Source organism: Nocardioides sp. 503, from assembly GCF_004522095.1.
Lineage (GTDB): Bacteria > Actinomycetota > Actinomycetes > Propionibacteriales > Nocardioidaceae > Nocardioides.
The window spans coordinates 992,578-1,018,876 of record NZ_SPUI01000003.1; the positions used below are offsets into that span (position 1 = coordinate 992,578).

The window sequence follows — 26,299 nt, forward strand, 5'->3', positions numbered from 1 at the left end:
TCCGTCAGTCGAAGAGCTCCAGGCCCTTGACGACCGTCTCGTAGACGGCCCAGGCGAGCGGCGCGCCGACGACGAACCACGCGACCGGCAGCAGCAGCGAGGTCGGGGCGGGGGCGTCGTTCCCGGCGGCGGCGCTCGCGGACTCCTGGTCCTCGGGGGACGTCGCGGCGTTCGCACCCTCGGGCTCGTGGAAGCGCTCGGCGACCGGACGCACCAGCAGGTTGGCGACGAAGCCGACCGCCAGGACGCCGACCATGGTGAGCAGCGCCGGGCGGTAGTCGGCCGCGACCAGCGAGCCGGGCTCGCCCTGGGTGTCGAGGATGCCGTTGACGATCAGGGGGCCGGCCACGCCGGCGGCCGACCACGCGGTCAAGAGCCGGCCGTGGATGGCGCCGACCTGGTAGGGCCCGAAGAGGTCGCGCAGGTAGGCCGGCACGGTGGCGAACCCGCCGCCGTAGAAGCTGATGATGAAGCCGGCGACGACGACGAAGACCAGCGTGCTGCCGTCGCCGACGGTGGCGAGGAGCAGGTAGAGCGCGATGCCCGCGCCGAGGTAGAGCAGGTAGATCGGCTTGCGGCCGATCACGTCGGAGGTGGTCGACCACCCGAAGCGGCCCGCCATGTTGAACAGCGAGAGCACGCCGACGAAGCCGGTGGCCGCCGCCGCGGTGACGGTGGAGCTGTCGCCCTCGCGGAAGAAGTCCTGGATCATCGGGGCGGCCTGCTCGAGGATGCCGATGCCGGCGGTGACGTTGCAGAACAGCACCACCCACAGCAGCCAGAACTGCGGGGTCTTGATGGCGTTGGCCGCCGAGACGCTGGCGGTCGTGACGAGCGCCTTCTCCTTGACCTGGGAGGGGTCGAAGCCCTCCGGCTTCCAGCCCGGCGGCGGCACCCGCACCAGCCAGGCGCCGAAGAGCATGACGACGACGTAGACCACGGCGAGGGTGACGAAGAGCTTGGCGACCGAGCTGGGGTCCGCGATCGCGGCCGGGGAGTCGAAGCCCCCGTTGTAGAAGTCGAGGAGCTGCGTGGACAGCGGGCTGGCGATCATCGCGCCGCCGCCGAAGCCCATGATCGCCATGCCCGTCGCCAGGCCGGGGCGGTCGGGGAACCACTTGATCAGCGTGGACACCGGCCCGATGTAGCCCAGCCCGAGGCCGATGCCGCCGATCACGCCGTACCCGAGGTAGAGCAGCCACAGCTGGCCGGTCGCGATGCCGAGCGCGCCCACGAGGAAGCCGGTGGACCAGAAGATCGCCGACGCGACCATCGCGCGGCGCGGGCCGCCGGTGTCGACCCAGGTGCCGAAGACCGCGGCGCTGAGGCCGAGCATCACGATCGCGATCGAGAACACCGCTCCGACCGCGGTCAGCGAGACGCCGAAGCCCTCGACGAGCGAGGCCTTGTAGACGCTGGTCGCGTAGACCTGGCCGATGCACAGGTGGACGGCCAGGGCCGCCGGCGGGATGAGCCAGCGGTTGAAGCCGGTGCCGGCGACCGTGCGTTCGCGGTCGAGCAGGGTGAGCGCCATGAGTTCCCCCGAGGTGGGTCCGAGTGGTCGTGGGACACCGTGGCGCCCCGTCTGCGGTACCCCGGTCCTTCGGCTTTCAACCATCGAGGGGCGCGAAACTGGAACGCGTTACCGTTCGGCCATGAAGACCTACGTCGTCAGCGGCGCAGCCAGCGGCATCGGGGCGGCGGTCACCGCCCTGCTGCGCGAGCAGGGGCACCGCGTGGTCACGGTGGACCTGCACGACGCCGACGTGACGGCCGACCTGTCCACCGTCGAGGGCCGGGACGCCGCGGTCGCGGGGGTCCGCGCGGCCACCGACGTGGTGCACGGCGTCGTGCCGTGCGCGGGGATCGCCGGGCTCACCGGCGTCGACCCGGCGCTGCTGGTGTCGGTCAACTACTTCGGCGCCCTCGCGCTGGTCCGCGGGCTGCAGGACCTGCTCGCGGCGGCCGAGGGCGCGGCGGTCGTGCTCCTGGCCTCCAACTCGATCACCGGCATGCCGGGATGGAACGCCGAGGTCGCGACCCTCTGCCTGCGCGAGGACGAGCCGGCGGCCCGCGCGGCCGCGGCCCGCGTCGACGCCGTGATGGTCTACCCGTCCTCGAAGGCGGCGCTGGCGTGGTGGGCGCGCCGCGAGGGTGTGACGGCCGGGTGGGCCGGCGCCGGCATCCGGGTCAACTCCGTGGCCCCCGGGCTCATCGAGACGCCGATGACCGACGCCCTGCGCGCCGACCCGACGTTCGGGCCGTTCGCCGACACCTACCCCACGGCGCTGGGCCGGCCGGGCCGCCCGGAGGAGGTGGCGTCGGTGATCGCGTTCCTGCTCTCGGCCGCCGCCGCGCTGGTCGTGGGCGCGGTGCTCTTCGTGGACGGCGGGACCGACGCGATCCTGCACCCGATCGCCCCCGAGGGCTGGGAGGTCGGGCCGATCGAGGTCTGAGCCGCCCGGCTCAGGGCGCGGCGGGCAGCTGGTCCAGGCACCCGAACACCGCGGTGTTGAGCGCCTTCTTGATGTCCGGGTGGTCCGCGAGGTCGGGGTCCAGGAAGGTCCACTCCTCGTCGAAGAACCCCGCCTCCACCAAGGCGGGCACCCCGACCGAGTCGACGACGTCCTCGGCCACGCACTGGGAGCCCTCGGGCCCGGCCACGTTGACGAAGCCCTCGGCCAGCCCCGCCTCGGCACGCTCCTCGTCGGACTCGGTGAGCGGCTCCCCGCCCGGGCCGGTCCCACTGGGATCCTCCTGCGCCGACGCCGAGGGGGCGTCGTCGCCGCGCGTGACGACGTACGCCACCGCCAGGCCGGCGACCACCAGCAGCGCCGCCGCCACCGCGGCCACCAGCACCCGACGCCGGCGACGCGGCTCGGCGCGGTCGGGTGCCGCCGACGCGCCTGCGGGCGGCGCCGGCGGTGGTGGCGCCGGGGTGACGGACTGGTCCGGGAGCCGCAGCACGGCGAGCAGGTCCTCGCGCAGCGCGTCCGCGCTCGGGTAGCGGTCCTCCGGCCGCTTGGCCATCGCCCGGCGGAGCACCCGGTTGGTCTCGCGCGCGAGCAGGGTGGTCTCGGGCAGCTGCGGCACCGGCTCCTCCAGGTGGGCGGTGACCACCTGGTAGTCCGACGTGCCGCGGTAGGGCGCGTCGCCGCTGAGCGCCGACCACAGCAGGCAGCCCAGCGAGTAGACGTCGCTGGCCACGCCCGGCTCGCTGCCGAGGTGCAGCTCGGGCGCCATGTACGTCGGCGTCCCGAGCGTGCCGCCGGAGGTGGTCAGCTGCGCCTGGCCGTCCACGCGCCGCGCGATGCCGAAGTCGGCGAGGTAGGCGCGCATGCCGGAGTCGCCCTGCGCGACCAGCACGTTGGCCGGCTTGATGTCGCGGTGCACCAGCCCGCGCGCGTGCGCCGCGGCCAGCCCGCCCGCGACCTGCGCGATGACGTCGAGCGCGAGCCGGGGCGGCGGTGCGCCGTGGCGGGCGAGCAGCTGCCCGAGGTCACCGCCGTCGACGAGCTGGGTGGCGATGTAGAGCCGGCCGTCGGCCTCGCCGTGGGCGTAGACGTGCACGACGTGCGGGGAGTCCAGCGACGCCTGCGCCTGGGCCTCGCGGGTGAAGCGCGCCCGGAACGTCTCGTCCTGCGCCAGGTGCGGCGCGATCACCTTCAGCGCGACGCGGCGGTCCAGCACCGGGTCGAGCGCCGCGAACACCACACCCATGCCGCCCACGCCGAGCTGCCGCTCCACCCGGAACGGCCCCACCATCTCCCCGGGCTCGGGGTAACCCGCGACGCTCACGGGGACGTCCTACCCCGGCGGGTGCGGGTTCACGCCCCCTGGCCCGGCGCGCGCGGCGCGCGCGGTCCACCGGCGCGCCGGGCTGCGCGGCGCTCACAGCCGCAGCGACGCCCCGAACCGTCCGCCGCACGCGATGGACGACAGCGGCCTGCGCTCACGAGGAGCGAGCTCGCTGAGCAGGCCCCGGCCGACCGCGATGCCGGTCGTCACGGACCAGTGGGCGGGGACCCCGGCCAGCTCCGCCATCCCGTCGTGGTCGAACGCCGCGAACTGGTGGCACGACAGCCCCAGCGCCCCCGCCTGCACGCACAGCTGGGCGACCGCCTGGCCGAGGTCGTAGGCGGCGTAGTCGGAGTAGGTCAGCGCGTCCGCCTCCGGGCCGGTCCCCACCTGGTGCAGGGCGAACACCAGCGCGGACGCCGCGGGCGCCCAGCGACGTACGCTCGGCGCGAGCAGCGGCACGAACGACCGGTGCGCCGCGTCGTCGCGCCGCCCGACCAGGAACGCCCAGGGCTGGGAGTTGCCGGCCGACGGCGCCCAGCGCGCGGCCTCGAGCAGGCTGGCCAGCTCGCTGGTGGCGAGCACGTGTCGCTCGTCGTAGCTGCGGACGCTCCGGCGCTCGCGTAGCACGGGCAGGATCTCCGGCTCGACCATGCAGGACCAGCCCGCGCGGGTCACCGGCTATTCCCCGCCTGTCCGCTGGGCGACCCCGAGCCGGCGTCCCGCCGGGAGCTTCTGGGGGTTTCCTGTCGCTTCTGGGCCGTTGTTCTGGCCCAGAAGCGACAGGGTTTCAGCAGATGCTGAAAAACCTGCCCACCGCCCCGTCAGAACAGCAGGGCGGAGGCGGGGTCCTCGAGGATGCCGGCGACGTCGGCGAGGAAGCGCGAGCCCTTCTCGCCGTCGATGTGGCGGTGGTCGAAGGAGAGGGCGAGGGTCGTGACCTGGCGGGGCACGATCTCGTCGACGCCGTCGGTGGTGACCACCCAGGGCTGCTTCTTGATCGCGCCGAAGCAGAGGATCGCGGACTCGCCGGGGTTGATGATGGGGGTGCCCGCGTCGACGCCAAAGACGCCAACGTTGGTGATCGTGAACGTCCCGCCGCTCATCTGCGCCGGCTGCGTCTTGCCCTCGCGCGCGGTGGCGGTGAGCTGGTTGAGCTCGCCGGCCAGCTCGAGCAGCGTGAGGTCCTGGGCGTCCTTGACGTTGGGGACGACCAGCCCGCGCGGGGTCGCGGCGGCGATGCCGAGGTTGACGTAGTGCTTGAGCACGACCTCCTGGGCGGCCTCGTCCCAGAACGAGTTGATCTCGGGCGTACGCCGCACGGCCAGCATCACCGCGCGCGCCAGCACGAGCAGCGGGGAGACCCGCACGTCGCGGAACTCGCGGCGCTGCTTGAGCCGGTCGACGAGCTCCATCGTGCGGGTGACGTCGACGGTGACCCACTCGGTCACGTGGGGCGCCGAGAAGGCCGAGCCGACCATCGCCGAGGCCATCATCTTGCGGACGCCCTTGATGGGCTCCCGGGTCTCGTGGAGCGACTTCGTCGCTCCATTGGGAGTTCTCGCTGCGCTCGAACTCCCGCTCTGCGGGGCCGGCGTGGGGGCGGAGCCGTTGGCGGCGGCCTCGACGTCGGCGCGGGTGACGGTGCCGTGGGGGCCCGTCGCGCGAAGCGACGCGAGGTCGACGCCGAGGTCCTTGGCGAGCTTGCGGACCGGCGGCTTGGCCAGCACCCGCACCTCGTCGGAGGTCAGGGCCTTCGAGGGCACGAACTCGGAGACCGGCTCGGGCTCCACCGGAGCGGCCGAGACCGCGGGCACGGCGGGCTCGTCGGCGGGCACGACGTCCTGGGACTGCGCGCCGCCGGGAGCGAAGGCGCCCTGCACCTGCATCTGGGTGTTGGCGGCCGCCTCGGACGCGGGCGTCACCGAGCCCTTGCGCGCGCGGCGCTGCGGGCCCCGCTCGGCCTTGTTGCGGCCGACCAGGCTCTCGCCCTCCACGCGGCCGCTGGCGGCCGGGTTGGACAGGTCGATCTCCATCGGCGGCGCCGCGGCCGGGGCCTTCTCGCCGATGGCGATGATCGGGGTGCCGACCGAGACGGTCTCGCCCTCGGGCACCAGCAGGTCGGTGACCTCGCCGGCGTAGGGCGACGGCAGCTCGACCAGGGACTTGGCGGTCTCGATCTCCACGACGATGTCGTTGATGGCGACCACGTCGCCGACCTTGACCTTCCACGTCACGATCTCGGCCTCGATGAGGCCCTCCCCGACATCGGGGAGGAGGTACTCCGGCATCTCAGAACTCCCAGCTGCGGTCGACGGCGTCCAGCACCCGGTCGAGGTCGGGGAGGAAGTCCTCCTCGATGCGCGAGGGCGGGTAGGGCGTGTCGAAGCCGCCGACGCGCAGGACAGGCGCCTCCAGGGAGTAGAAGCACTCCTCCGTGATCCGCGCGGACAGCTCGGCGCCCAGGCCGAGGTTGACGTGGGCCTCGTGGGTGACGACGGCGCGGCCCGTACGGCGCACGGAGTCGAGCACCGGACCCATGTCGAGCGGCGAGAGGGTGCGCAGGTCGATGACCTCGATGGACCGGCCCTCGGTGGCGGCCGCCTCGGCGACCTTCATGGCGGTCTTGACCGTCGGCCCGTAGGCCAGCAGCGTCAGGTCGGTGCCGGCGCGCACGATGCGGGAGGTGAACAGCGGCTCCGGGGTCGCGGACTCGTCGAGCTCGGCCTTGTCGGCGTGGTACTGCCGCTTGGGCTCGAGGAAGATCACCGGGTCGTCGCAGGCGATGGCCTGCTGCATCATCCAGTAGCCGTCGACGGGGTTGGAGCAGGCGACGACCTTGAGGCCGGGGGTGTGCGCGAACTGCGCCTCCGGCGACTCGCTGTGGTGCTCGACCGCGCCGATGCCACCGCCGAACGGGATCCGGATGACCATCGGCATCTTCACGCGGCCCTGGCTGCGGAAGTGGATCTTGGCGACCTGGCACACGATCTGGTCGTAGGCGGGGTAGACGAACCCGTCGAACTGGATCTCCACGACCGGGCGGTAGCCGCGCATCGCCATGCCGACCGCGGTGCCGACGATGCCGGACTCGGCGAGCGGCGAGTCGATGACGCGGTCCTCGCCGAAGTCCTTCTGCAGGCCGTCGGTGATGCGGAAGACGCCGCCGAGCTTGCCGACGTCCTCGCCCATGAGCAGGACCTTGGGGTCGTCCTCCATCGCCTTGCGCAGCCCCATGTTGAGGCCCTTGGCGAGAGTGATCTTCTGCGTGGCCATCAGTGGTTGCTCCCCTCGAACGTCTCGAGGTAGGCCGCGTAGCCCTCGCGCTGCGCGCGCAGCTCGTCGGTCTCCTCGGCATAGACGTGGTCGAACATGCTCAGCGCCTGCGGGTCGGGCATCGACTTGCAGCCCTCGCGCAGGGTGTGGCCCAGCTCGTCGGCCTCGGCCTGGATGCTGGCGAGGAACTCGTCGTCGGCCAGGCCGTTGCGGCGCAGGTAGACCTCGACGCGCGCGATCGGGTCCTTGAGCTTCCAGCTCTCGACGTCGTTGGACAGCCGGTAGCGCGTCGGGTCGTCGGTGGTCGTGTGGGCGCCCATCCGGTAGGTGTAGGCCTCGACCAGCGTGGGGCCCTGGCCGTCGCGGGCGCGCTGCAGCGCGGCCTTCGTGACGGCGTACGTCGCCAGGACGTCGTTGCCGTCGACGCGCACGCCGGGGAAGCCGAAGCCAAGCGCGCGCTGGTAGAGCGGGATCCGGCTCTGGCGCTCGATCGGCTCCGAGATCGCCCACTGGTTGTTCTGGCAGAAGAACACGACCGGGGCGTTGTAGGAGGCGGCGAAGATGAACGCCTCGTTGACGTCGCCCTGCGAGGACGCGCCGTCGCCGAAGTGGGCGACGACGGCCGTGTCGCGCTCGGGGTCACCGGTGCCGACGTCGCCGTCGCGCTGCACGCCCATGGCGTAGCCGGTGGCGTGCAGGGTCTGCGCGCCGATCACGATCGTGTAGAGCGCGAAGTTGTTGGCCGCCGGGTCCCAGCCGCCCTGGTCGACCCCGCGGAAGAGGCCGAGCAGACGCAGCGGGTCGACGCCGCGGCACCAGGCGACGCCGTGCTCGCGGTAGGTCGGGAACACGTAGTCCTGCGGGCGCAGGGCGCGGCCGGCGCCGATCTGCGCGGCCTCCTGGCCGAGCAGCTGGGCCCAGATGCCGAGCTCGCCGTGGCGCTGCAGGGCGGTGGCCTCGGTGTCGATGCGCCGGGTGAGCACCATGTCGCGGTAGAAGCCGCGCAGCTCCTCGGCGGAGAAGTCCTGGTCGAACTCCGGGTGGTGGACGCGCTCGCCCTCGGGGGTCAGGAGCTGGATGAGCTCGGGGCCGCCGTCCTGCTGCGAGGGCCCGAAGACCTCCACCAGGTCGGGGCCGAAACCGGGGCTGTCACTCTGCGTGCCACCGGTGGGGTGCTGCGTCACGTGGACTCCTTCGAGGTCGCCGGCCGTTCGGGGTCTCCGCGGGGCCGAGGGCTGTCGTCCGGACGTCGGACGCGGGGGTGGTACGCCCTGTGACCCGGAACACAATCGTGCCTGGACAACCTACCGTCGGCATCGTCGGCGTCGCCAATCCGTCGGGGTCATCACTAGTGTTCCCGACATGGCCACCCCCGTCGTCACCGCCCGCACCACGATCGACGCCCCGCCCTCGGCGGTCTTCGCGATCCTGGCCGACCCCCAGCAGCACCCGCGCATCGACGGCTCGGGCACGGTCCGCGGCACGGTCTCGGGTCCCGACCGGCTCACCCTGGGCTCGGAGTTCGGGATGAAGATGCAGAACGGCGCGCCGTACAAGATCACCAACAAGGTCGTCGAGCACGAGCCCGACCGGCTCATCGCCTGGCGCCACAAGGGCCTGCACCGCTGGCGCTACCAGCTCGAGCCGACCGACGACGGCGGCACGCAGGTGACCGAGACGTGGGACATCAGCCGCTACCCCGGGCTGGTCGCGCGCGGCTTCCACCTGGTGTTCGGCAAGCGGACCCAGCAGGCCATCGAGGAGACCCTCGTCAACCTCAAGGCCGCGGCCGAGCAGGACGTGTCGCCGGGCAAGGCCCGACCCACCTCCTGACGCGCGGGCTCAGTGGACCTCGCCGAGGTCCTCGTGGGCCTCGTGGGAGAGCGGCTCGACCTGGAACGTCGCGTGCCGGACGTCGAAGTGCTCGCCGACGCACTCGCAGAGCTGGTCGAGGATCCGGCCCACCCCGCGATCGCCCAGCGCCTCGTCGGTGACCGTCACGTGCGCCGACAGGCTGGGCATCCCGCTGGTGATCGTCCACGCGTGCAGGTCGTGCACGTCGACGACGCCGTCCACCTCGACCAGGTGGCGGCGCACGTCCTCGAGGTCGAGGCCGGCGGGCGCGATCTCGAGCAGGACGACCGCGGAGTCCTTGAGCAGCACCAGCGAGCGCGGCACGATCATCACCGCGATCACCAGCGAGGCCACCGCGTCCGCGCGCTCCCAACCGGTCACCAGGATCACGACACCGGCGAGGACCACCAGCAGCGAGCCGACCAGGTCGGCCAGGACCTCGTTGGCGGCGCCGCGCAGGTTCAGCGAGCCCGTGTCCGAGCGGTTGAGGATGGCCATGGAGACGGCGTTGGCGACCAGCCCGACCACGGCGAAGGCGACCATCGGCCCGGCCTCGACCGGTGACGGGTCGGCCAGCCGGCTCAGGCCGACGTAGGCCACGTAGGCGCAGACGCCCAGCAGGACCAGGGCGTTGAGCATCGCCGCCAGGATCTCGGCGCGGTGGTAGCCGAACGTCGAGCGCGGCCCCGCCGGACGGGACGCGACGTACGACGCCCCGAGCGCCAGCACCACGGCGCCGGCGTCGGTGGCCATGTGGCCGGCGTCCGCGAGGAGCGCGAGCGAGCCGGTGACGTAGGCGCCCACGAGCTCGACCGCCAGCACGCCGGCGGTGACGACGAGCACCCAGCGCAGGCGGGTGCGGTCCGCCGCGCGTCCGGCCGCGTGCCCGTGCCCATGCCCGTGTCCCATGCCGCCATTCTCTCCCCTCGAGGGGACGGTCAGCCGCGGCCGTGCGGGGTCAGCCAGACGGCGGGGTCGGGGCCCTTCGGCACGATGCCGGAGGGGTTGATGTCGGAGTGGACGACGTAGTAGTGCGCCTTGATCTGCTCGAAGTCGGTGTTGTCGCCGAAGCCGGGGGTCTGGAAGAGGTCGCGGGCGTAGCCCCACAGGTGCGGCAGCTCGGTGAGCTTCTGGCGGTTGCACTTGAAGTGACCGTGGTAGACCGCGTCGAAGCGGGCCAGGGTCGTGAACAGCCGGACGTCGGCCTCGGTGATCGCGTCGCCCATGAGGTAGCGGCGGTCGGCCAGGCGGTCCTCCAGCCAGTCCATGGCGGTCCAGAGCCGGTCATAGGCCGCGTCGTAGCTCTCCTGGGAGCCCGCGAAGCCGCAGCGGTAGACGCCGTTGTTGACCTCGGTGAAGATCCGCTTCATCACCGCGTCCATCTCCTCGCGGAGGTCCTCGGGCCACAGGTCCGGGGCGCCCTCGCGATGGTGCTCGCGCCACTCGAAGAAGAAGTCGTGGGTGATCCACGGGAAGTCGTTGGTGACCAGCTCGCCGGTGGGGACGTCGACGACGGCCGGCACGGTGATGCCGCGCTCGTAGCCGGGGAAGCGCGTGAAGTAGGCCTCCTGGAGCCGCTCGATGCCGAGCACCGGGTCGCGACCGTCCGGGTCCAGGTCGAAGGTCCAGCTGCGCTCGTCGTGGGTGGGCCCGGGCGTGCCCAGCGAGATCACGTCCTCCAGGCCGAGCAGCTGGCGCACGATGATGGCGCGGTTGGCCCAGGGACAGGCCTTGGCCGCGACCAGCCGGTAGCGACCCGGCTCCACCGGCCACAGCTCACCCTCGACCGGGCCGTGCTCGGGCCGCCGGGAGCCGAGGGTGATCCGGTCCGGGACGTAGTTCATGTCCCGGCTGAACTCCTCGCCGGGCTTGACGTACTTCGCGTCGCTCATGCCCCCAGGCTAGGTGAACGCTCAACCACCGGGGCCCCATGGCCCCGGCGGATCAGCGCCCGCCCTCGATCAGGCACACGAGACATAGCTGCGCGTGACCGTCTTGGGCCTGCCCTTCCTCATCGTGAGGACCGCCGTCACGGTGGTGTCCGCGACCGGCGAGAGCCCGCGCAGCACCACGTCGTCGCCGCGGTGGGGCGCACGGACCACCTTGGCGCGCCTGCCGTTGACGAAGAACGCCGCCGAGCGCACGCGCCCGGCCTTGCCGACGAAGGCACCCGCCACCGAGCGCGCGCCGCAGGACAGGGCACCGTCCAGGGAGAGCAACGACCTGCCGGAGCCGGCCGTGGCGGCGACCGCGTCACCCGCGGCCGTGAAGGTGAGGGACATGCTGCCGGCGCCGGCCGCGGAAGTGGGGTCGCCGGCGACCTGGGGGCTCTCCACCTCGAGCTCGAAGGTCCCCAGCACCTGGTAGGTCCCGGCGGCCAGGAAGAAGCGTCGCGTCTGGTCGTACTTGAGGCCGACGGACATCGCGAAGGCGCCCTGCTGTGAGGCGGCGGAGCTGAGCTGGAGCTCCGCCTCCGTGCTGCGGGAGACGCTGCCGCGCAGCGTCAGCCACCCCGGCCGCGCGAGGGTGAAGATGGTCTGGGTGCCCACCAGGGTCGAGGCCGAGCTGTCGCAGGACGTGGCGAGGCCCTGGGCGGCGACCATGCTCGCGGAGAGGGAGGCGCTCAGGGTGAGGCTCCTCAAGGAACCACCCGCCTCGAGGGCCTGGACGCGCCCGGACGCCTTGGCGGCCAGGGCGGTGTCGTCGGCGGCGTCACCGGAGTCCTCGGCGGTCGCGGTCGAGGAGAAGCTGCCGCTCCTGGCGGCACCCGCGGCGAAGGCGGTCTCGTAGCTGTCGGAGGTGTCGGTCGTGAGCGTGCACGCCGCGCCTCCGGTGGTGCCGAAGCTCGTCTGCACGACGAACTGGCCCTGGAGGGGGATCGCCTGCGCGGACGGGGCGAAGCCCAGCAGGACGGTCGCGCCCAGGGCGAGGGAGGCCAGGACGGCGAGGGGCCGGCCCCGGTGCGGGAGGTGCGTCACGGAGGTCTCCTGGGGCTGGTGGCGGGCGGGGGTCGTCACGAGCACGCCAGGTAGCTGCGCGTGACCGTGACCGGCTTGCCCGCCTTGCGCGCGAGGACCGCGCGGACGGAGACGGGCTGGGTGTCGCTGAGGTGGGTGAGGGTGACGACCCGGCCGGCCTTGGGCTTGCGCACCGTGGCGACGCGCCTGCCGTTGACGTAGATCGTGGCGGTCTTGACCTTGCGGGCCTGGGCGGTGAACGTCGCCGCCAGGGTGTCGGCCGCGCACGAGCGCTGCGAGCCGAGTGCGAGGAACGACGCGCCCGCGCCGACCGGGTTGCCGGTGGCGACGCCGGCGGTCCGGAACTCGCCGTGCACCTTGAGGCTCACCGACTCGTCGGTGGGGTCGTCCGGGCCGTCGGGGGTCTCCACCGGTGCCGCCACCTGGACGCTGATCTGGTACTGGCCGGCCTCCGGCAGGAAGAACCGGTAGCTGTCGCTCGACCTGACCCTCAGGGCGTAGGTCTGGAACACCCCGGTCGGGCCTGCGACCGCGAGGACCCCGTAGCCGCCCTGGCCCTTGGTGGCCACGAGGGTCAGCCAGCCGGGCCTCGAGACGTCGAACGCGGTCTGGGTGGCGGCCGTGGCCTGCACCGAGACCTTGCACGAGGAGTTGAACCCCTGGGCCGAGATGAAGCGCGCCCGCAGCGCGGAGGTGACGTCGAGGTCCCTCAGGGACCCCGCGACCGCCGTCGTGCGCGCGGACGTCTTGGCGCTCGCGGTCAACGACGTGACGTCGGCGGCGTCGTTGCTGTCGGCGACCGTGGCGGTCCCGGAGAGGGAGGCGGTCTTGCCGCCGCTGTCACTGGTGAAGGGCACGGCCGCGTCGTCGCCGGGCGAGGGGACGCTGCAGGTCGCGGCACTGCCGGACAGCTTCGCGAACTCGATGCCGGCGGTGATCTGGCCGGTGGCGACCGGCGCCGCGGCAGCCGGACCGGCGGTCCCGACCAGGCCGGCGAGGAGCAGGCCTCCCGAGAGCGTCAGGACGAGGGCGCGGTGACGTCGTCGCGCGGGTGCAGGCATGGGGGCTCCCTTGTCGGTCGGCCGGAGGCCGACTGCTGAGAACCCGAGAGTAAGGAGAACCCCCGCCGATGTCTCCCCGGTCTAGTCCCTCACGCTGCGCCAGGGCGCAACGAGGCGACGAAGTCGAGCTTGTCCAGCACGGGAGCGGGGATGACGAACGGGTAGAGGTCGTCCTTGCCCATGCTGCGGTTGATCTGGTTCAGCGCCGTCGACAGCGGCACCCAGACGCCGGTGACCACGTCCCGGAACGACGAGAACGCCCCGATGGGGCTGACCGTGACGAGGCCGAACTCCCGGGCGGTCTCGATGGTGTCGGCGATGTGCAGGTAGTGCGCCCAGGTCTCGGCGAAGTCCTCGAAGGGGTGCATGGTGGCGTACGTCGAGATGAACGACTCCTCCCAGCCCTCCGGCGGCCCCTCGTCGTAGTGGCGCGAGATCTCGGCCTGGTAGTCCTTGGACTCGTCGCCGAACAGCTCGGTGCAGCGGCGCATGGTGTCCTCGCCGCGGACCAGCTGCCACTCGTAGTAGTGGCCGACCTCGTGGCGGAAGTGGCCGAGCATGGTGCGGTAGGGCTCCGCGAGCTGGGCGCGCACCTTCTCGCGGTGAGCGGCGTCGCTCTCGGCCAGGTCGATGGTGATCAGCCCGTCCTCGTGGCCGATGACGACGTTCTCGTCGACGCTGGAGAGCAGGTCGAACGCCAGGCCGTCGACGGGGTCGACGTCCTTGCCGACGACGGGAAGGCCGAGGGTGTCGAGCTCGAAGACCAGGTAGCGCTTGGACCGCTCGGCCAGCGGGTAGTTCTCCAGGCCGACGGGGTCGTCGTCGGAGGGGCGGGTGCGGGTCAGGTCGCAGCTGAAGCACTGCCCGCCCTCCAGCGGCGCCAGCCAGGTGCAGCCGGAGAGGTTGAGGTTGGCGCACACGTGCCAGACCAGCCCCGCCGCGTCGACGTAGCGGCCCTGGTCGTCGACGGGCACGATCGCGCGCTCGGCGCGCGAGAAGCCGAGCGCCGTCCCGCAGGAGACGCACACGGAGTTCTCGAAGAACAACGGGCTGTCGCACACCCGGCAGCGGAAGGCCTTCATGCCGCAAGCCTGTCACGGCGGGTGGCCCGCGGGCTCACCCGATCAGTCGAGCGGCGCGACGTCGACGGCCACCTGGAGCGTGGACTTGCGGGCCTCGGTGAAGATGACGCCCTTGACCGGCGTCACGTCGCCGTAGTCGCGACCCCAGGCCACGGTGACGTAGCGGTCGTTGACGCGCTGGTCGTTGGTCGGGTCGAACGCCAGCCAGTCGTCGCCGCCGAGCCAGACCGCGACCCAGGCGTGGGAGGCGTCCGCGCCGACGACGCGCTCCCTGCCGGGGGCGGGCTCCGTGGCGAGGTAGCCGCTGACGTAGCGGGCCGCCAGACCGTGGCTGCGCAGGCAGGCGATCGTCAGGTGGGCGTGGTCCTGGCAGACCCCGGCCCGCTTGTCGAGGATGTCGGCGACGGTCGAGGTGACCGTGGTCGCGGTGGCGTCGTAGTCGATGTCGTGGTGGATGCGGTGCATCAGGTCGGTCACCGCCTCGCCGACCGGCCGTCCCGGCGGGAACGACCCGGCGGCGTACGCCTGCGCGGCGGGCACCTGCTCGACCTGGGCGGAGGCCAGCGCGAAGTCCGTGGCCGACCAGGCGCCCGGACGGTCGGGCTGGCGCAGCGGGCGCAGCCGCTCCCAGGGCTGCACCAGCGCGTCGTCGGGCACGTCGGCGACGCCGACCGTGACCTCGCTGGTCGCCTCCACGACCAGCTCCTCGTGGGCGCGCGTCACCTGGAAGTACGTCGCCAGGTTGCCGTAGTAGTCGACGTCGTGGCTCACGTCGCCGGCCTCGGGGGTGACCGTCACGCCGTACGAGGCGACCTGCTGCCAGGGCAGCTCGCGCGGCACCAGGTGGGCCACGCCCAGGCTGTCGGTGACCCGGTCGTCGTAGGTGTAGGTGGTGCTGTGGCGCACGCGGTACCTCATGCGGGGCCACCCTCCAGGGACTCGACGAGCGCCAGCGAGCCCAGGGGCCGCGGCGCGGGGCCGGTGGCGAGGTGCACCTCGGCGACGGCCTCGGCCAGCCGCGCGAGCTGGCCGGCGCACACGTCGAGGAAGACCTGCAGGTTGGGCCGCGCCACACCGCCGATGGCGACCAGCGTGGCGATGTCGACCTCGGTCAGCGAGGCCAGCAGGTCGGCGACGAGGCGCTCGGGGCGGGTGGAGCCGGTCGAGGCCGGCAGGGCCGCGAGGTGGGTCGCGACCTCGGTCATGCCGAAGACCATCGAGCGCGGGTTCTCGGCATCGGTGAGCAGGAGCTCGAGCACGCCTCCGGGGCGGACGTAGCCGCGGTAGCGGCGCCGGTGCGTCACGGAGCTCTCGGCGGCGACCAGCACCGCGTTGAGCACGTCGCGGTCGACGTCGATGCCGCGGCGCACGGTGGCGGTCTCCTCCAGCAGGTGGCACAGCTGGACGGCCCGCTCGACGTGGCGGCCCACGCCGATCATGTGCCACCCGGCGTCGCGGATCATCCCGGCGGTCACGCCCTGCAGCGACAGGATCCCGGTGAGCATGCGGCCCGCGGACTCGCCGATCTGGTGGCTGTGGCCCGAGCCCCGCAGCATCGCGGTGGCCCGGTCGATGGTGCCGAAGGAGCGCCAGGCGTCCGGCGAGAGCTGGTCGCGCACGCCGGCGGAGGCGTCGCGCAGCCCGGCGAGCGCGTGGGCGGCCGACCCCGCGCGCGTCTCGTCGAGCAGCAGCGAGCGGAACTCGTCGTCGCGGTCCGCGTGTACCTCGCCCCCGAGGCGCCGCAGCACCTGCATCATCACCTCGAGGCTGGCGCTGCCGCTGGCGCGAGGCTGCGAGCCGAAGTCCTCGGCGAGGGTGTGCGAGGCCAGCACCAGCCGCAGCATGTCCTCCGCGCGCTCGGCGTAGCGGCCGAACCAGAACAGGTCCTCCAGGATGCGGGGGACGGTGCCGGTCGTGGAGCGGGCCGCGGTCATCGGCAGCACGTCCGCCAGACCCTGGTCCGGGTCGGCCGCGGCCGCCTTGAGCACCCAGACGTCCTTGCTGGAGGTGGCCAGGTCGCCGTCGTAGACGTTGGCCAGGCCGCCGACCAGGGGCCGGTAGGCCGAGCCGTAGCGCAGCGTGAACGTGCGCAGCGAGACGCGGCGCGCCTCCGCGTCACCGGCGTGGGCCCCGGTGGCGCGCCAGGTCGGCGCCTGCGACAGCGGCAGCCGCTCCTGGCCGACGTAGCGGTGCGGCTCGTCGAGCAGTCGCTCGCGCACGGCGGCCGGGTCCAGGCCGGCCAGCCCGGCGGGCGGCCCGTCGATGCTGCGCACGAGCAGCCGCTCGCCGCTCCCGGTGCGGTCGAGCACCCGGTCGAGCACGTGGTCCAGCGACGCCGGGTCGCCGCACCACCAGGTGCGCACCGAGGCCAGCCGCAGCGGCTCGCCGAGCAGCGCCTCGCAGGCGGCCGGCAGGTAGGGCAGCAGGGCGGGGTTCTCCAGGACGCCGGAGCCCAGCCCGTTGACGACGCGCACCCGGCCGCGACGCACGGCCTCGACCAGGCCGGCCACGCCGAGCTGGGAGTCGCCGCGCAGCTCCAGCGGGTCGCTCCAGGACGCGTCGACGCGCCGCAGGATCACGTCGACGCGCTCGAGCCGCCCGCCCTGGCGTCCGTGGGGGGCGCGCAGCTGCACCCAGCCGTCGCGCACGACGAGGTCGCTTCCCCGCACCAGCGGGAAGCCGAGCGCCGAGGCGAGGAAGGCCTGGTCGTAGGCGGTCTCGGAGTGCGTGCCCGGCGAGAGGACCACGACGCGGGGGTCGGCGGTCTCGTTCTGGGCGGACTGGATGAGCGCCGAGCGCAGCGCCCACAGGTAGGGCTCCATGCGGTGCAGGCCGGCCTCGCGATAGAGCTCGGGCAGCACCCGGCTGATCACCCGACGGTTCTCCATCGCGTAGCCGATGCCCGACGGCGCCTGCGCCCGGTCGGCCAGGACCCGCCACTCCCCCGCGGCGTCGCGGCCCAGGTCGGCGGCGGCGAGGACGAGGGGCCGGGGGTCGATGGCCGACGGGCGCGCCACGACGCGAGCGAAGCCGGAGTGCCCGAGCACGGCGGCCGGCGGGACCACCCCGTCGGCGAGCAGCCGCTGTGCGCCGTACAGGTCGACGAGGACGGCGTTGAGCAGCTCCGCACGCTGGGCGAGCCCCACCTCGAGCGGCGCCCAGGACGCCGCGTCGATCACGAGCGGCACGGGGTCCAGCCGCCACGGGCCCGAGGGGCGGCCCGGCGCGGAGTAGGTGACGCCGTCGTCGGCGAGGAAGCGGATGATGTCGTCGTCGACCCGGCGCAGGTCGCGCTCCCCCAACCCGAGCGCGGTCTCCGCGAGGCCCTTCCACGCCGGGCGCAGCGTGCCGTCGGGGGCCACGACCTCGTCGTAGCGCGCGGCCGGGTCGCCGAGCGCGGGCTGGGTGAGCCGGTCGGCGTAGTCGCGGAGCACGGTCACGGGAGCCTCGTGCGCAGGATCATCAGGGGCAGGGTCATCAGGGGCAGGGTCATCGGGGGACGCGGCGCAGGTCGAGGGTGTGCGGGTACTCCGGGCTCGCGGCCCGGCGCCCGGCCTCGCGCAGGGCGGCGACGTCGATCCGCCCGGCCGTGTGGCCGCGCGGCTCGAACCGACTGGCGCGGCGCGCCTCGGCCTCGTTCGCGTTGACCGGCGGGTGGTCGTAGGAGCGGCCGCCCGGGTGGACCACGTGGTACGTCGCGCCGCCGAGGCTCACGGCGGCCTCGGTGTCCACGACGTCGAAGTGCAGCGGCGCCTGCACCGGGATGGACGGGTGCAGCGCCGACCAGGGCTGCCAGGCGCGGAAGCGGACGCCGGCGTAGTGGTCGCCGCGCTCGGTCTCGGTCAGCGGCACGGGCACACCCTGGCACGTGACGAGATGCCGACGCGGGTCGATCCCCCGCACCGACACCTGCACGCGCTCGACCGAGGAGTCGACGTAGCGGGCGGTGCCGCCGGCCGTGGCCTCCTCGCCCAGGACGTGCCAGGGCTCGATGGCGTTGCGCAGCTCCAGCTCGATCGGTCCGATGCGAGTCACCCCGATGCGGGGGAAGCGGAACTCCGTGAACGGGTCGAGCCAGGACTCCTCGAAGGGGATCCCGGCGGCGCGCAGGTCGCGCGCCACCTCGGCGATGTCGTCGGCCGCGCCCTGCGGGAGCAGGAAGTCCTCGTGCAGCCGGGTGCCCCAGCGGACCAGGGGCGCGGTCAGCGGGCGCTCCCAGAACTTCGCGACCAGCGAGCGCACCAGCAGCGACTGCAGCAGCGCCATCTGCTCGTGGGGCGGCATCTCGAAGCCGCGCAGCTCGAGCAGCCCGAGCCGGCCGCGCGAGGAGTCGGGGCTGTAGAGCTTGTCGATGCAGAACTCCGCCCGGTGGGTGTTGCCGGTGAGGTCGGTGAGCAGGTGCCGCAGGGCGCGGTCGACGAGCCACGGCCGTGGCTCGCCCTCGCCGTCGGCCTGCTCCCTCACGAGGTGGGCGACCTCCTGGAAGGCGATCTCCATCTCGTACGTCGCCTCGGGGCGGCCCTCGTCGAAGCGCGGCGCCTGGCTGGTGGGGCCGATGAACCGCCCGGAGAACAGGTACGACAGGGCCGGGTGGCGCTGCCAGTAGGTGATCAGGCTGACCAGCAGGTCGGGTCGCCGCAGCAGCGGCGAGTCGACCGGCTCCCGCCCGCCCAGCGTCAGGTGGTTGCCGCCGCCGGTGCCCGTGTGGAGCCCGTCGAGGTCGAACTTCTCGGTGGTCAGCCGCGCCTGGCGGGCCTCGGTGTAGAGGGTCGTCAGCAGGTCGCGCTGCTCGGCCCAGGTGGTCGTGGGCTGGACGTTGACCTCGATGACACCGGGGTCGGGCGTCACGACGAGCTGGGTCAGCCTCATGTCCGGCGGCGGGCCGTAGCCCTCCAGCACGATCGGGCAGCCGACCCTGCGGGTCGCGACCTCCACGAGGCGCAGCAGGTCGGCGTAGTCCTCGAGCCGCTCGGTGGGCGGCAGGAACACGTGGACCAGGCCGTCGCGCGCCTCGAACGCGAGCGCGGTCGTCGGCACGCCCTCGGGGTCCACGACGGTGACCGTGGGGACCTTCGGGTCCAGGGGCGGGCCGGCCTCGAGGTAGGACGGCTCGCCGGCGTACGCCGCGTCCTTCCAGGCGATCGCGTCCAGCGGCAGCCGCAGGCCGACCGCGCTGTCGCCGGTCGTGAGGACCAGGCGGCCGCGACGGAAGCGCCAGGCGGGGCTGGTCCACTCCTCGCCGGTGACCAGCGGCAGCACCCAGCCGGTGGGCGTGTCCACGGCGGCGTCGAGCCCCGCCAGCGCGCCGCGGTCGGTCGCCCGCTCGGTGTCCTCGGTGGGCTCGCCCTGGGGCCGGCCGACCTCGGCGGCCAGCGCGGCGAGCGGGTCCTCGAAGGCCGGGAGCAGGTGCTCGCCCGGCAGGCCGAGGACCTGGGTCACCCGCCGCGCGAGCGCCTCGGCGTGGGCGCGGGCCTCGGGGTCGGCGGCCTGCTCGTCCCAGGGGTCGGCGAAGACGGAGGCGTCGCGCCAGAGGGGGACGCCGTCGGTGCGCCACTGCAGGGCGATGTTCCAGCGCGGGAGCGGCTCGCCGGGGTACCACTTGCCCTGGCCGCGGTGCACGACCCCGCCGGCGGCGTACGTCTCCTGGAGGCGGGCGGCGAGCGTGGCGGCGAGCGCGCGCTTCTCGGGCCCGTCGGCGTCCTCGCTCCACTGCGGCGTGGTGGCGTCGTCGAGGCTGACGAACGTCGGCTCGCCGCCCATGGTGAGCCGGACGTCGCCGTCGCGCAGGCGGGCGTCGACGGCCTCGCCCAGGGCGTCGATGCGCGCCCACTGCTCGTCGGTGTAGGGCTTGGTGACGCGCGGGTCCTCGTGGATGCGCCGGACCTCGTTGTGGAAGCCGAACGTCACCTCCACCGGGTCGGTGGCGCCCTCGATGGGGGCGGCGCTGCTGGGGTGCGGCGTGGCGCTGAGCGGGATGTGGCCCTCGCCGGCGAAGAGGCTGGAGGTGGGGTCCATGCCGACCCAGCCGGCGCCGGGCAGGTAGACCTCGGCCCAGGCGTGCAGGTCGGTGAAGTCGGCGGTCGGACCATTGGGGCCGTCGAGGGCCTCCTGGTCGGCGGTGAGCTGGACGAGGTAGCCGGACACGAACCGCGCGGCCAAGCCGTGCTGGCGCAGCAGGCTGACCAGCAGCCAGGCGCTGTCGCGGCACGAGCCGATGCGGCGCGCGAGGGTCTCGTCGGGGCTCTGGACGCCGGCCTCCATGCGCACCGAGTAGGCGACGTCGCGGTGGACCGCCGCGTTGAGGTCGGCGAGGAAGGTGACGGTGGGGGTGGCCTCGGGCTGGGGCAGCGCCCGGCGGAAGGCGTCGGCCTGCTCGGCGTCCTCGACCGGGCGGAGGTACGGCGCCAGGTCGGCGGCCACGCTCGCCTCGTAGGCGAACGGGAAGTGCTCGGCGTACTCCTCGATGAAGAAGTCGAAGGGGTTGATCACCATCAGGTCGGCCACCAGGCCGACGGTGATGTCGAGGGTGCTGACCTTCTCGGGGAACACCAGCCGCGCCAGCCAGTTGCCGAACGGGTCCTGCTGCCAGTTGACGAAGTGGTTGCTCGGCTTCACGTCCAGCGAGTACGCCTCGATCGGCGTGCGGCAGTGCGGCGCGGGGCGCAGCCGCACCACGTGGGGCGCGACGTGCACCGGCTCCGCGAACTCGTACGTCGTGCGGTGCTCGAGCGCGACCTTGATCGACATGGGCACCAGCCTGCCCGTCCGGTGTTGCGGGGGCGTAACCCGCTCGACCGTCGGACCGCAGCGACCTGTTTGCAAATGAGTCTTTGCGGTTCTACGCTCGCCCGATGGACCTCAGCTCGATCACACCGACGCCCGAGCAGCTCAAGGCGCTGACGCACCCGGTGCGGGTGCGGATGCTGGGGATGCTGCGCATCGACGGGCCCGCGACGGCGACCAGCCTGGCATCGCGGCTCGGGCTCAACAGCGGCGCGACGTCCTACCACCTGCGCCAGCTCGCGCAGCACGGGTTCATCACCGACGACGCCGAGCGCGGCAACGGGCGCGAGCGGTGGTGGAAGGCCGCGCACCAGTCGACGACGACGGGGCGCGAGCACGAGTACGACGCGGAGCGCGAGGAGACCCTCGACACCTACCTCCAGTCCGTGGCGGTCGTGCTGACCGAGACGCTGCAGCGCGCGGTGGAGGAGCGGCCGCTGCTGCCCGAGGAGTGGCGCGCGGCGTCGGAGTTCAGCGACTACGTCATCCGGCTGACCCCGGCCCGCGCCCGCCGGCTCCTGGAGACGCTGAGCGAGACGCTGCAGTCCACCGACGAGGACGACGAGGCCGAGGGCACCGCGACCGAGTTCGTCGTGCAGCTGACGGCGTTCCCCTACCCCGGACGGGTCGGCGGCGAGGGGTCGTGAGGCGCCCGCTCTACGGCTGGCTGGCCGCCGACGCGCTGTCGGTGACCGGCACCCGCGTGTCGATGATCGCCGTCCCGCTCTTCGTGCTGGAGACCACCGGCTCGCCCACGCGCACCGGTCTCGTGGCGCTCGCCGAGGCGCTGCCGATGGTGCTGGCCAAGGTGCTCGGCGGCCCGGTCATCGACCGCCTCGGGCCGCGACGCGTCGCGATCACGTGCGACGTCGGCTCGGTGGCGGCGGTGGGCGCGATCCCGCTCCTGTACGACGCCGGGCTGATGGCGTTCCCGCTGCTGCTCGTCCTGGTGGCGGTCGCAGGCACCCTGCGCGGCCCCGGCGACGCGGCCAAGCACGCGATGGTCCCGACGCTGGTGAGCGAGGCCGGGGTGGCGATGGAGCGGGCCACCGGCCTGTCGTCGACGGTCGAGCGCACCGCGTCGATGCTCGGCGCCGGTCTCGGCGGGCTGCTGGTCGCCGCGCTCGGCGCCGCCAACGCGCTGCTCGTCGACGCCGTGAGCTTCGGGCTGTCCGCGCTGGTGCTGGCCTGGGCGACCCGGGGCCTGGGGGCGGCCGCGACCGTGGAGGCCGAGGACGCCGACCCGGCGCCGTACGTCGAGCAGCTGCGCGCCGGCTGGCGCTTCCTGCGCGGCGACCGGGTGCTGCTCGGGATCACGGTGATGGTCGCGCTCACGAACCTGCTCGACGCCGCGTGGGCGTCGGTGCTGATGCCGGTGTGGGCGGTCGACACCGGCAACGGCGCGAAGGCGCTGGGGCTGCTGTTCGCCGTGTTCAGCGGCGCGTCGGCGCTCGGCGCGCTGGTCGCCGCGGTCTGGGCGGCGCGGCTGCCGCGCTACGCGACGTACCTCGTCGCCTTCCTGGTCTGCGGGGCGCCGCGGTTCGTGGTGATGGCGCTCGACTCGCCGCTCGCGGTCGTGGTCACCGTGGCGGTGGCCGCGGGGTTCGCGTCCGGCTTCCTCAACCCGATCCTCGGCACCGTGATCTTCGAGCGGATCCCCGCGCCGCTGGTCGGTCGGGTCTCGTCGCTGACGACCGCGATGTGCTTCGCGCTGCTGCCGTTCGGGGGGCTGCTCGGCGGCGTGCTGATCGCCGTCGGCGGGCTGCCGTTCGCCATGGCCGCCTGCGGCGTCGCCTACTTCGCGGTCACCATGCTGCCCGCCCTCGACCCGCGCTGGCGCGAGATGGACGAGCGGCCGGCGCCGGTCGCGGCCCGCTCCTAGCTCACCTGCGCCAGGCGCGCGCGACCTCGAGCAGCCGGTCGTTGGCCTCGGGCTCGCCGATGGAGACGCGGGCGCCCTCGCCGGCGAAGGGGCGCACGACGATCCCGGCGTCGTCGCAGGCGGCGGCGAACTCCGCGGTGCGCTCGCCGAGGGCGAACCACACGAAGTTGCCCTGCGCCTCGGGCACGTCCCAGCCGGCCTCGGCCAGGCCGGCCACGACCCGCGCGCGCTCGGCGGCGAGCGCGTCGACGCGCTCGAGCAGCGCGGGCTCGGCGTCGAGGGAGGCGATCGCGGCAGCCTGCGCGACGTGGGAGACGCCGAACGGCAGCGAGACCGCCCGCAGCGCGCCGGCCAGCGGCGCGGCCGCGACGGCGTACCCGACCCGGAAGCCGGCCAGGCCGTAGGCCTTGGAGAAGGTGCGGAAGAGCACGACGTTGGGGTGCGCGCGGTAGGTCGCCAGGCCGTCGACCGCGTCGTCCATGCGCACGAACTCCACGTAGGCCTCGTCGACGACGACCACGACGTGCGAGGGCACCTTCGCCAGGAAGGCGTCGAGCTCGGACTGGGTGACCGAGGGACCGGTCGGGTTGTTGGGGGTGCAGACCACGACCACCTTGGTCCGGTCGGTGACCGCGGCGGCCATCGCGTCGAGGTCGTGGCGCCCCTCGGCGGTCACCGGGACCTGCACGGAGGTCGCGCCGGCGGTGGTGACCGCGATCGGGTAGGCCTCGAAGGAGCGCCACGCGTAGACGACCTCGTCGCCGGGGTCGCAGAACGCCGACAGGAGCTGGTAGACGAGCGCGACCGAGCCGGTGGCGGCGGCCAGGTCGGAGACCGGCACGTCGAGGCGCGCCGCGAGGGCGTCGTACAGGGCGCTGCTGCCCATGTCGGGGTAGCGGTTCATGACCGCCGCCGCCTCCGCGGCCGCCTCGACGACGCCGGGCAGCGGCGGGTAGGGGTTCTCGTTGGAGGAGAGCTTGTACGTCGTCAGGCCGGGCCGCGGGGTGGGCGGCTTGCCGGGGACGTAGGCCGGGATCCGGACGACGTGGGCGCGTGGGGTGGGGCTCGTCATGTGCCCAGGTTAGGAGCACGGCCGGCGTCGCGCCGCAGCCGCCACGGCCGGACCACCAGCGCCAGCACCAGCCCCACGCCGACGCCCACGGCGGCGCCGGTGACGTTGTCGATGATGTCGGTGACGTCGCAGGCCCGGTCGATGCGCGCCAGCTCGAGCTGGGTCTTCTCGATGCCCACCGAGTACGCCGCCAGCAGGGCCAGCCCGAGCGGCACCGTCACCCAGCCGCTGCGCCAGCGGGTCGCCGTCAGCGGGAGCAGCACGCCGGACGGCACGAAGATCACGGTGTTGAGCAGCCGCTGCCCGCCGGAGAAGATCCAGAAGCCCTCGGGCGCGGGCCCGCCGATGTCCCAGGAGCAGGTCGCCATCCGCCCCTCGGCCGGGACGATGCCCGGGGCGCCGCCGGCCGGGATGAGCGTCACGAGACCGATGACGACCAGCGACCACAGCAGCGCCGCCAGGGTCCACGCCGTCACGCCGAGCCGGGGGCGCAGCGCGAGGGCGAGCAGCACGAACACCACCGCGGACACCACGGCGCCGAGGAGCATGTACTCGACACCACCGACCGGAAACACGCGACCGACGCTACCGACCCGACCTGTGAGGGTCGGCCACGGTCCTCGTCCCACCGGCCTCAGCGACCCGGTCCTCCTCGACGCCCCGACCCTCGAGGACGTCGGCGCCATCCACCTCCCCGGCCGGGTGCCGGCGGGGTTCCGGGGCAGCTGGGCGCCCGCCGCGGGCCGGTGAGGGGACCGCTCAGTCGAGCGGCGGCAGGACGACCTCGCCGCGGGGCAGCAGCGGGAGGTCGCGGCCGAGGGTGAGGTCGACGGGGTTGGTGAGGCAGCGGATGGAGCCGCCGCCGAGGTGGAACTCCGAGACGTCCACGATCACCACGTCGAAGCCCCAGGCCTCCAGCTGCGCGCGGACGCGGTCGGGGCAGGCCGGCATGACGACGGTGCGGCCCACGACGACGGAGTTGGCGGCGAACGTCGTCAGCGCCTCCTCCTCGGTGAGCACCAGCGGCTCGGGCACCAGCTCCATGAGCGCGCGGGCCGACGGCGCGTCGAGCGCGGCGGGGCAGACGATCGCGCGACGGGAGTCGAGCGGGCAGAAGGCGAGGTCGAGGTGGTACATCCCGGGGTGGGTGATCCGCAGGCCGCGCACGCGCACGCCGAGGTCGAGCGCGAGGTGCTTGAGCGCGAGCTCCTCGGTGCGCGGGCCGTAGCCGACCACGAGGGCGTCGCCGAACGGGAACACGTCGCCTGCCTCGAGGTGGGCGCCCACGCCGTCGCGACCGACGTACGACGTCGTCGCGCCGCGCCCGGCGAACCACTCCTGGGCGGAGCCGGTCTCCATGCGGCGCTGGGGGTAGCGCATGTGCGACATCACGACGCGGTGCTCGCCGTCGGCGCCGACGAGGCCGAGGCCGAGGTTCATCGCGTAGACCATGTCGGGGGCGTCGGGGCGCTGCGGGAGCACGTCGACGGTCGCGCCGAGGCCGCGCAGCGTGGCGACCATCGTCTGCCACTGCTCCATCGCGAGCGCGGGGTCCGGCTGGACCTCGGGGTCCATGAACGGGTTGATGGCGTAGTCGATGCGGAAGTGGGTGGGCTCGACCGCGACGTAGTGACGGCCCCACGCCAGCTCGGCGGTCTCCGTGGTCTCGGTGGTCTCGGTGGTCTGCTCTCGGACCAGCTCAGCGGACTCGGTCAACGCCGTCACCCCATCTCGTGGAAGAATTGTCAGACAATCTGACATTCAGCAGTGTAGGGCACCGCGCGGCGCCGCGCACCAGCGACGGCGCGGTGTCATGGCGCACAATGGCGCCCATGCCCGAGACGTTCGCGACCCTGCACCTGGAGCACGCCTCCACGGTCGACCGGGCCGCCGACGAGCTGCGGCGCGCGATCTTCGACGGCGAGCTGGAGTCGGGCACCAACCTGCGCGAGGTGGCGCTCGCCGCCTCCCTCGGCGTCTCGCGCCCCACGGTCCGCGAGGCCCTCACGATCCTGGTCGCCGAGGGCATCGCCACCCGCGAGCCGCACCGCGGCGTGAGCGTCTCGACGCCGGAGGCGGAGTCGGTGCGCGACGTCTGCGCCGCCCGGTGGGTCCTCGAGGGCGCCGGCGTACGCCGCTGGCGCGCGGCGAGCGACGCCCAGCGGGGCCGCGTGCACGAGACCCTGGCCGACTACATCTCCGCGGTGCGCCAGGGCGCCTCCTACCAGCAGCTCAACGAGCGCCACCTCGCCTTCCACGTGTCCCTGGTGGGCCTCACCGGCAGCGAGCGGCTGGTGCACATGGCCGACAACCTCGTCGTGGAGCTCAAGCTGGCGCTCGCCCAGGTCGACCGGATCCGCCGCAACGCCCACGACCAGGCCGACTCCCACGCGGCGCTGGTGCAGCTGCTCGACGACGGCGACGTGGACGGCGCCGAGGAGTTCCTGCGCCGCCACCTCGAGGACGCCGAGGTCGCGATCATCGAGGCCCTCGGACTCGGCTGACCTGTCAGA

At 73.5% G+C, this 26,299-nt stretch carries 23 protein-coding genes; 6 read left to right on the forward strand and 17 right to left on the reverse strand.

The window, feature by feature from the left end; all coding sequences use genetic code 11:
• Positions 1-4: 4 nt before the first annotated feature.
• Positions 5-1,534, reverse strand: coding sequence for an OFA family MFS transporter (locus E4622_RS11945; protein ID WP_134740391.1), 1,530 nt, complete (start codon positions 1,532-1,534; stop codon positions 5-7).
• A gap of 121 nt (positions 1,535-1,655) precedes the next feature.
• Between E4622_RS11945 and E4622_RS11950 the strand changes: the two genes are divergently transcribed.
• Entirely contained in the window at positions 1,656-2,456 is an 801-nt protein-coding gene (locus E4622_RS11950) for an SDR family oxidoreductase (protein WP_134740392.1), read from the forward strand.
• 10 nt (positions 2,457-2,466) lie between these two features.
• Here E4622_RS11950 and E4622_RS11955 read toward each other — a convergent pair whose 3' ends face one another.
• The 5 genes from E4622_RS11955 to pdhA form a co-directional block, all read right to left on the reverse strand.
• The gene (locus tag E4622_RS11955) at positions 2,467-3,798 is read right to left on the reverse strand and encodes a serine/threonine-protein kinase (protein ID WP_134740393.1); all 1,332 of its coding nucleotides are present in this window, start codon (positions 3,796-3,798) and stop codon (positions 2,467-2,469) included.
• A 93-nt stretch (positions 3,799-3,891) separates the two neighbouring features.
• Positions 3,892-4,476, reverse strand: a complete 585-nt coding sequence (locus tag E4622_RS11960; protein WP_245155993.1) for a nitroreductase family protein — start codon at positions 4,474-4,476, stop codon at positions 3,892-3,894.
• 146 nt (positions 4,477-4,622) lie between these two features.
• Positions 4,623-6,089 (reverse strand): dihydrolipoamide acetyltransferase family protein, encoded by a 1,467-nt coding sequence (locus tag E4622_RS11965; protein ID WP_134740394.1) that lies wholly within the window; start codon positions 6,087-6,089, stop codon positions 4,623-4,625.
• Between the two features lies 1 nt (position 6,090).
• A complete protein-coding gene (locus E4622_RS11970; protein WP_134740395.1) occupies positions 6,091-7,074 on the reverse strand; it encodes an alpha-ketoacid dehydrogenase subunit beta in 984 nt (327 codons plus the stop codon).
• Entirely contained in the window at positions 7,074-8,201 is a 1,128-nt protein-coding gene (pdhA, locus tag E4622_RS11975) for a pyruvate dehydrogenase (acetyl-transferring) E1 component subunit alpha (protein ID WP_245156021.1), read from the reverse strand. Before pdhA ends, E4622_RS11970 begins: the two co-directional genes overlap by 1 nt.
• Positions 8,202-8,436: 235 nt before the next feature.
• On the opposite strand from pdhA, the gene E4622_RS11980 reads away from it, so the two are divergent.
• Positions 8,437-8,907, forward strand: a complete 471-nt coding sequence (locus tag E4622_RS11980) for an SRPBCC family protein (RefSeq protein WP_134740397.1) — start codon at positions 8,437-8,439, stop codon at positions 8,905-8,907.
• Between the two features lie 9 nt (positions 8,908-8,916).
• Here the strand turns inward: E4622_RS11980 and E4622_RS11985 are convergent, their stop codons facing one another.
• The 8 genes from E4622_RS11985 to E4622_RS12020 all read right to left on the reverse strand — a co-directional run bounded on the left by E4622_RS11985 (position 8,917) and on the right by E4622_RS12020 (position 20,796).
• On the reverse strand, positions 8,917-9,837 hold the full coding sequence (locus tag E4622_RS11985) for a cation diffusion facilitator family transporter (protein WP_134740398.1): 921 nt from the start codon (positions 9,835-9,837) through the stop codon (positions 8,917-8,919).
• Positions 9,838-9,866: 29 nt separating this feature from the next.
• Positions 9,867-10,820: a glutathione S-transferase C-terminal domain-containing protein gene (locus E4622_RS11990; RefSeq protein WP_134740399.1), complete on the reverse strand. Its 954-nt coding sequence runs from the start codon at positions 10,818-10,820 to the stop codon at positions 9,867-9,869.
• 69 nt (positions 10,821-10,889) lie between these two features.
• Positions 10,890-11,906 carry a hypothetical protein gene (locus E4622_RS11995; RefSeq protein WP_134740400.1) on the reverse strand — a complete coding sequence of 339 codons (1,017 nt, stop codon included), beginning with the start codon at positions 11,904-11,906 and terminating at the stop codon, positions 10,890-10,892.
• 35 nt (positions 11,907-11,941) lie between these two features.
• Positions 11,942-12,967, reverse strand: a complete 1,026-nt coding sequence (locus E4622_RS12000) for a hypothetical protein (protein WP_134740401.1) — start codon at positions 12,965-12,967, stop codon at positions 11,942-11,944.
• A gap of 89 nt (positions 12,968-13,056) precedes the next feature.
• Entirely contained in the window at positions 13,057-14,049 is a 993-nt protein-coding gene (locus E4622_RS12005; RefSeq protein WP_134740402.1) for a putative zinc-binding metallopeptidase, read from the reverse strand.
• A gap of 42 nt (positions 14,050-14,091) precedes the next feature.
• The gene (locus tag E4622_RS12010) at positions 14,092-14,967 is read right to left on the reverse strand and encodes a transglutaminase family protein (RefSeq protein WP_134740403.1); all 876 of its coding nucleotides are present in this window, start codon (positions 14,965-14,967) and stop codon (positions 14,092-14,094) included.
• Entirely contained in the window at positions 14,964-17,489 is a 2,526-nt protein-coding gene (locus E4622_RS12015; protein ID WP_134740404.1) for a circularly permuted type 2 ATP-grasp protein, read from the reverse strand. The genes E4622_RS12010 and E4622_RS12015 overlap by 4 nt, the downstream gene beginning before the upstream one ends.
• Positions 17,490-17,538: 49 nt before the next feature.
• Positions 17,539-20,796 carry a transglutaminase family protein gene (locus E4622_RS12020; RefSeq protein ID WP_134740405.1) on the reverse strand — a complete coding sequence of 1,086 codons (3,258 nt, stop codon included), beginning with the start codon at positions 20,794-20,796 and terminating at the stop codon, positions 17,539-17,541.
• Between the two features lie 104 nt (positions 20,797-20,900).
• Here E4622_RS12020 and E4622_RS12025 point away from each other — a divergent pair, with 104 nt between their 5' ends.
• Together E4622_RS12025 and E4622_RS12030 are read left to right on the forward strand one after the other, a co-directional pair.
• Positions 20,901-21,479 carry a helix-turn-helix domain-containing protein gene (locus tag E4622_RS12025; RefSeq protein ID WP_134740406.1) on the forward strand — a complete coding sequence of 193 codons (579 nt, stop codon included), beginning with the start codon at positions 20,901-20,903 and terminating at the stop codon, positions 21,477-21,479.
• A complete protein-coding gene (locus E4622_RS12030; protein ID WP_209021888.1) occupies positions 21,476-22,714 on the forward strand; it encodes an MFS transporter in 1,239 nt (412 codons plus the stop codon). The genes E4622_RS12025 and E4622_RS12030 overlap by 4 nt, the downstream gene beginning before the upstream one ends.
• A 1-nt stretch (position 22,715) precedes the next feature.
• On the opposite strand, the gene hisC is transcribed toward E4622_RS12030, so the two are convergent.
• Together hisC and E4622_RS12040 are read right to left on the reverse strand one after the other, a co-directional pair.
• Entirely contained in the window at positions 22,716-23,786 is a 1,071-nt protein-coding gene (gene hisC / locus E4622_RS12035) for a histidinol-phosphate transaminase (protein ID WP_134740407.1), read from the reverse strand.
• The gene (locus E4622_RS12040; protein ID WP_134740408.1) at positions 23,783-24,361 is read right to left on the reverse strand and encodes a VanZ family protein; all 579 of its coding nucleotides are present in this window, start codon (positions 24,359-24,361) and stop codon (positions 23,783-23,785) included. Before E4622_RS12040 ends, hisC begins: the two co-directional genes overlap by 4 nt.
• A 25-nt stretch (positions 24,362-24,386) precedes the next feature.
• On the opposite strand from E4622_RS12040, the gene E4622_RS22790 reads away from it, so the two are divergent.
• On the forward strand, positions 24,387-24,536 hold the full coding sequence (locus E4622_RS22790) for a carotenoid oxygenase family protein (protein WP_167736008.1): 150 nt from the start codon (positions 24,387-24,389) through the stop codon (positions 24,534-24,536).
• A 9-nt stretch (positions 24,537-24,545) separates the two neighbouring features.
• Here the strand turns inward: E4622_RS22790 and E4622_RS12045 are convergent, their stop codons facing one another.
• Positions 24,546-25,502, reverse strand: coding sequence for an arginine deiminase family protein (locus tag E4622_RS12045; protein ID WP_245155994.1), 957 nt, complete (start codon positions 25,500-25,502; stop codon positions 24,546-24,548).
• Between the two features lie 116 nt (positions 25,503-25,618).
• Here E4622_RS12045 and E4622_RS12050 point away from each other — a divergent pair, with 116 nt between their 5' ends.
• Positions 25,619-26,290, forward strand: a complete 672-nt coding sequence (locus E4622_RS12050) for a GntR family transcriptional regulator (RefSeq protein WP_134740410.1) — start codon at positions 25,619-25,621, stop codon at positions 26,288-26,290.
• Positions 26,291-26,299: the final 9 nt, after the last annotated feature.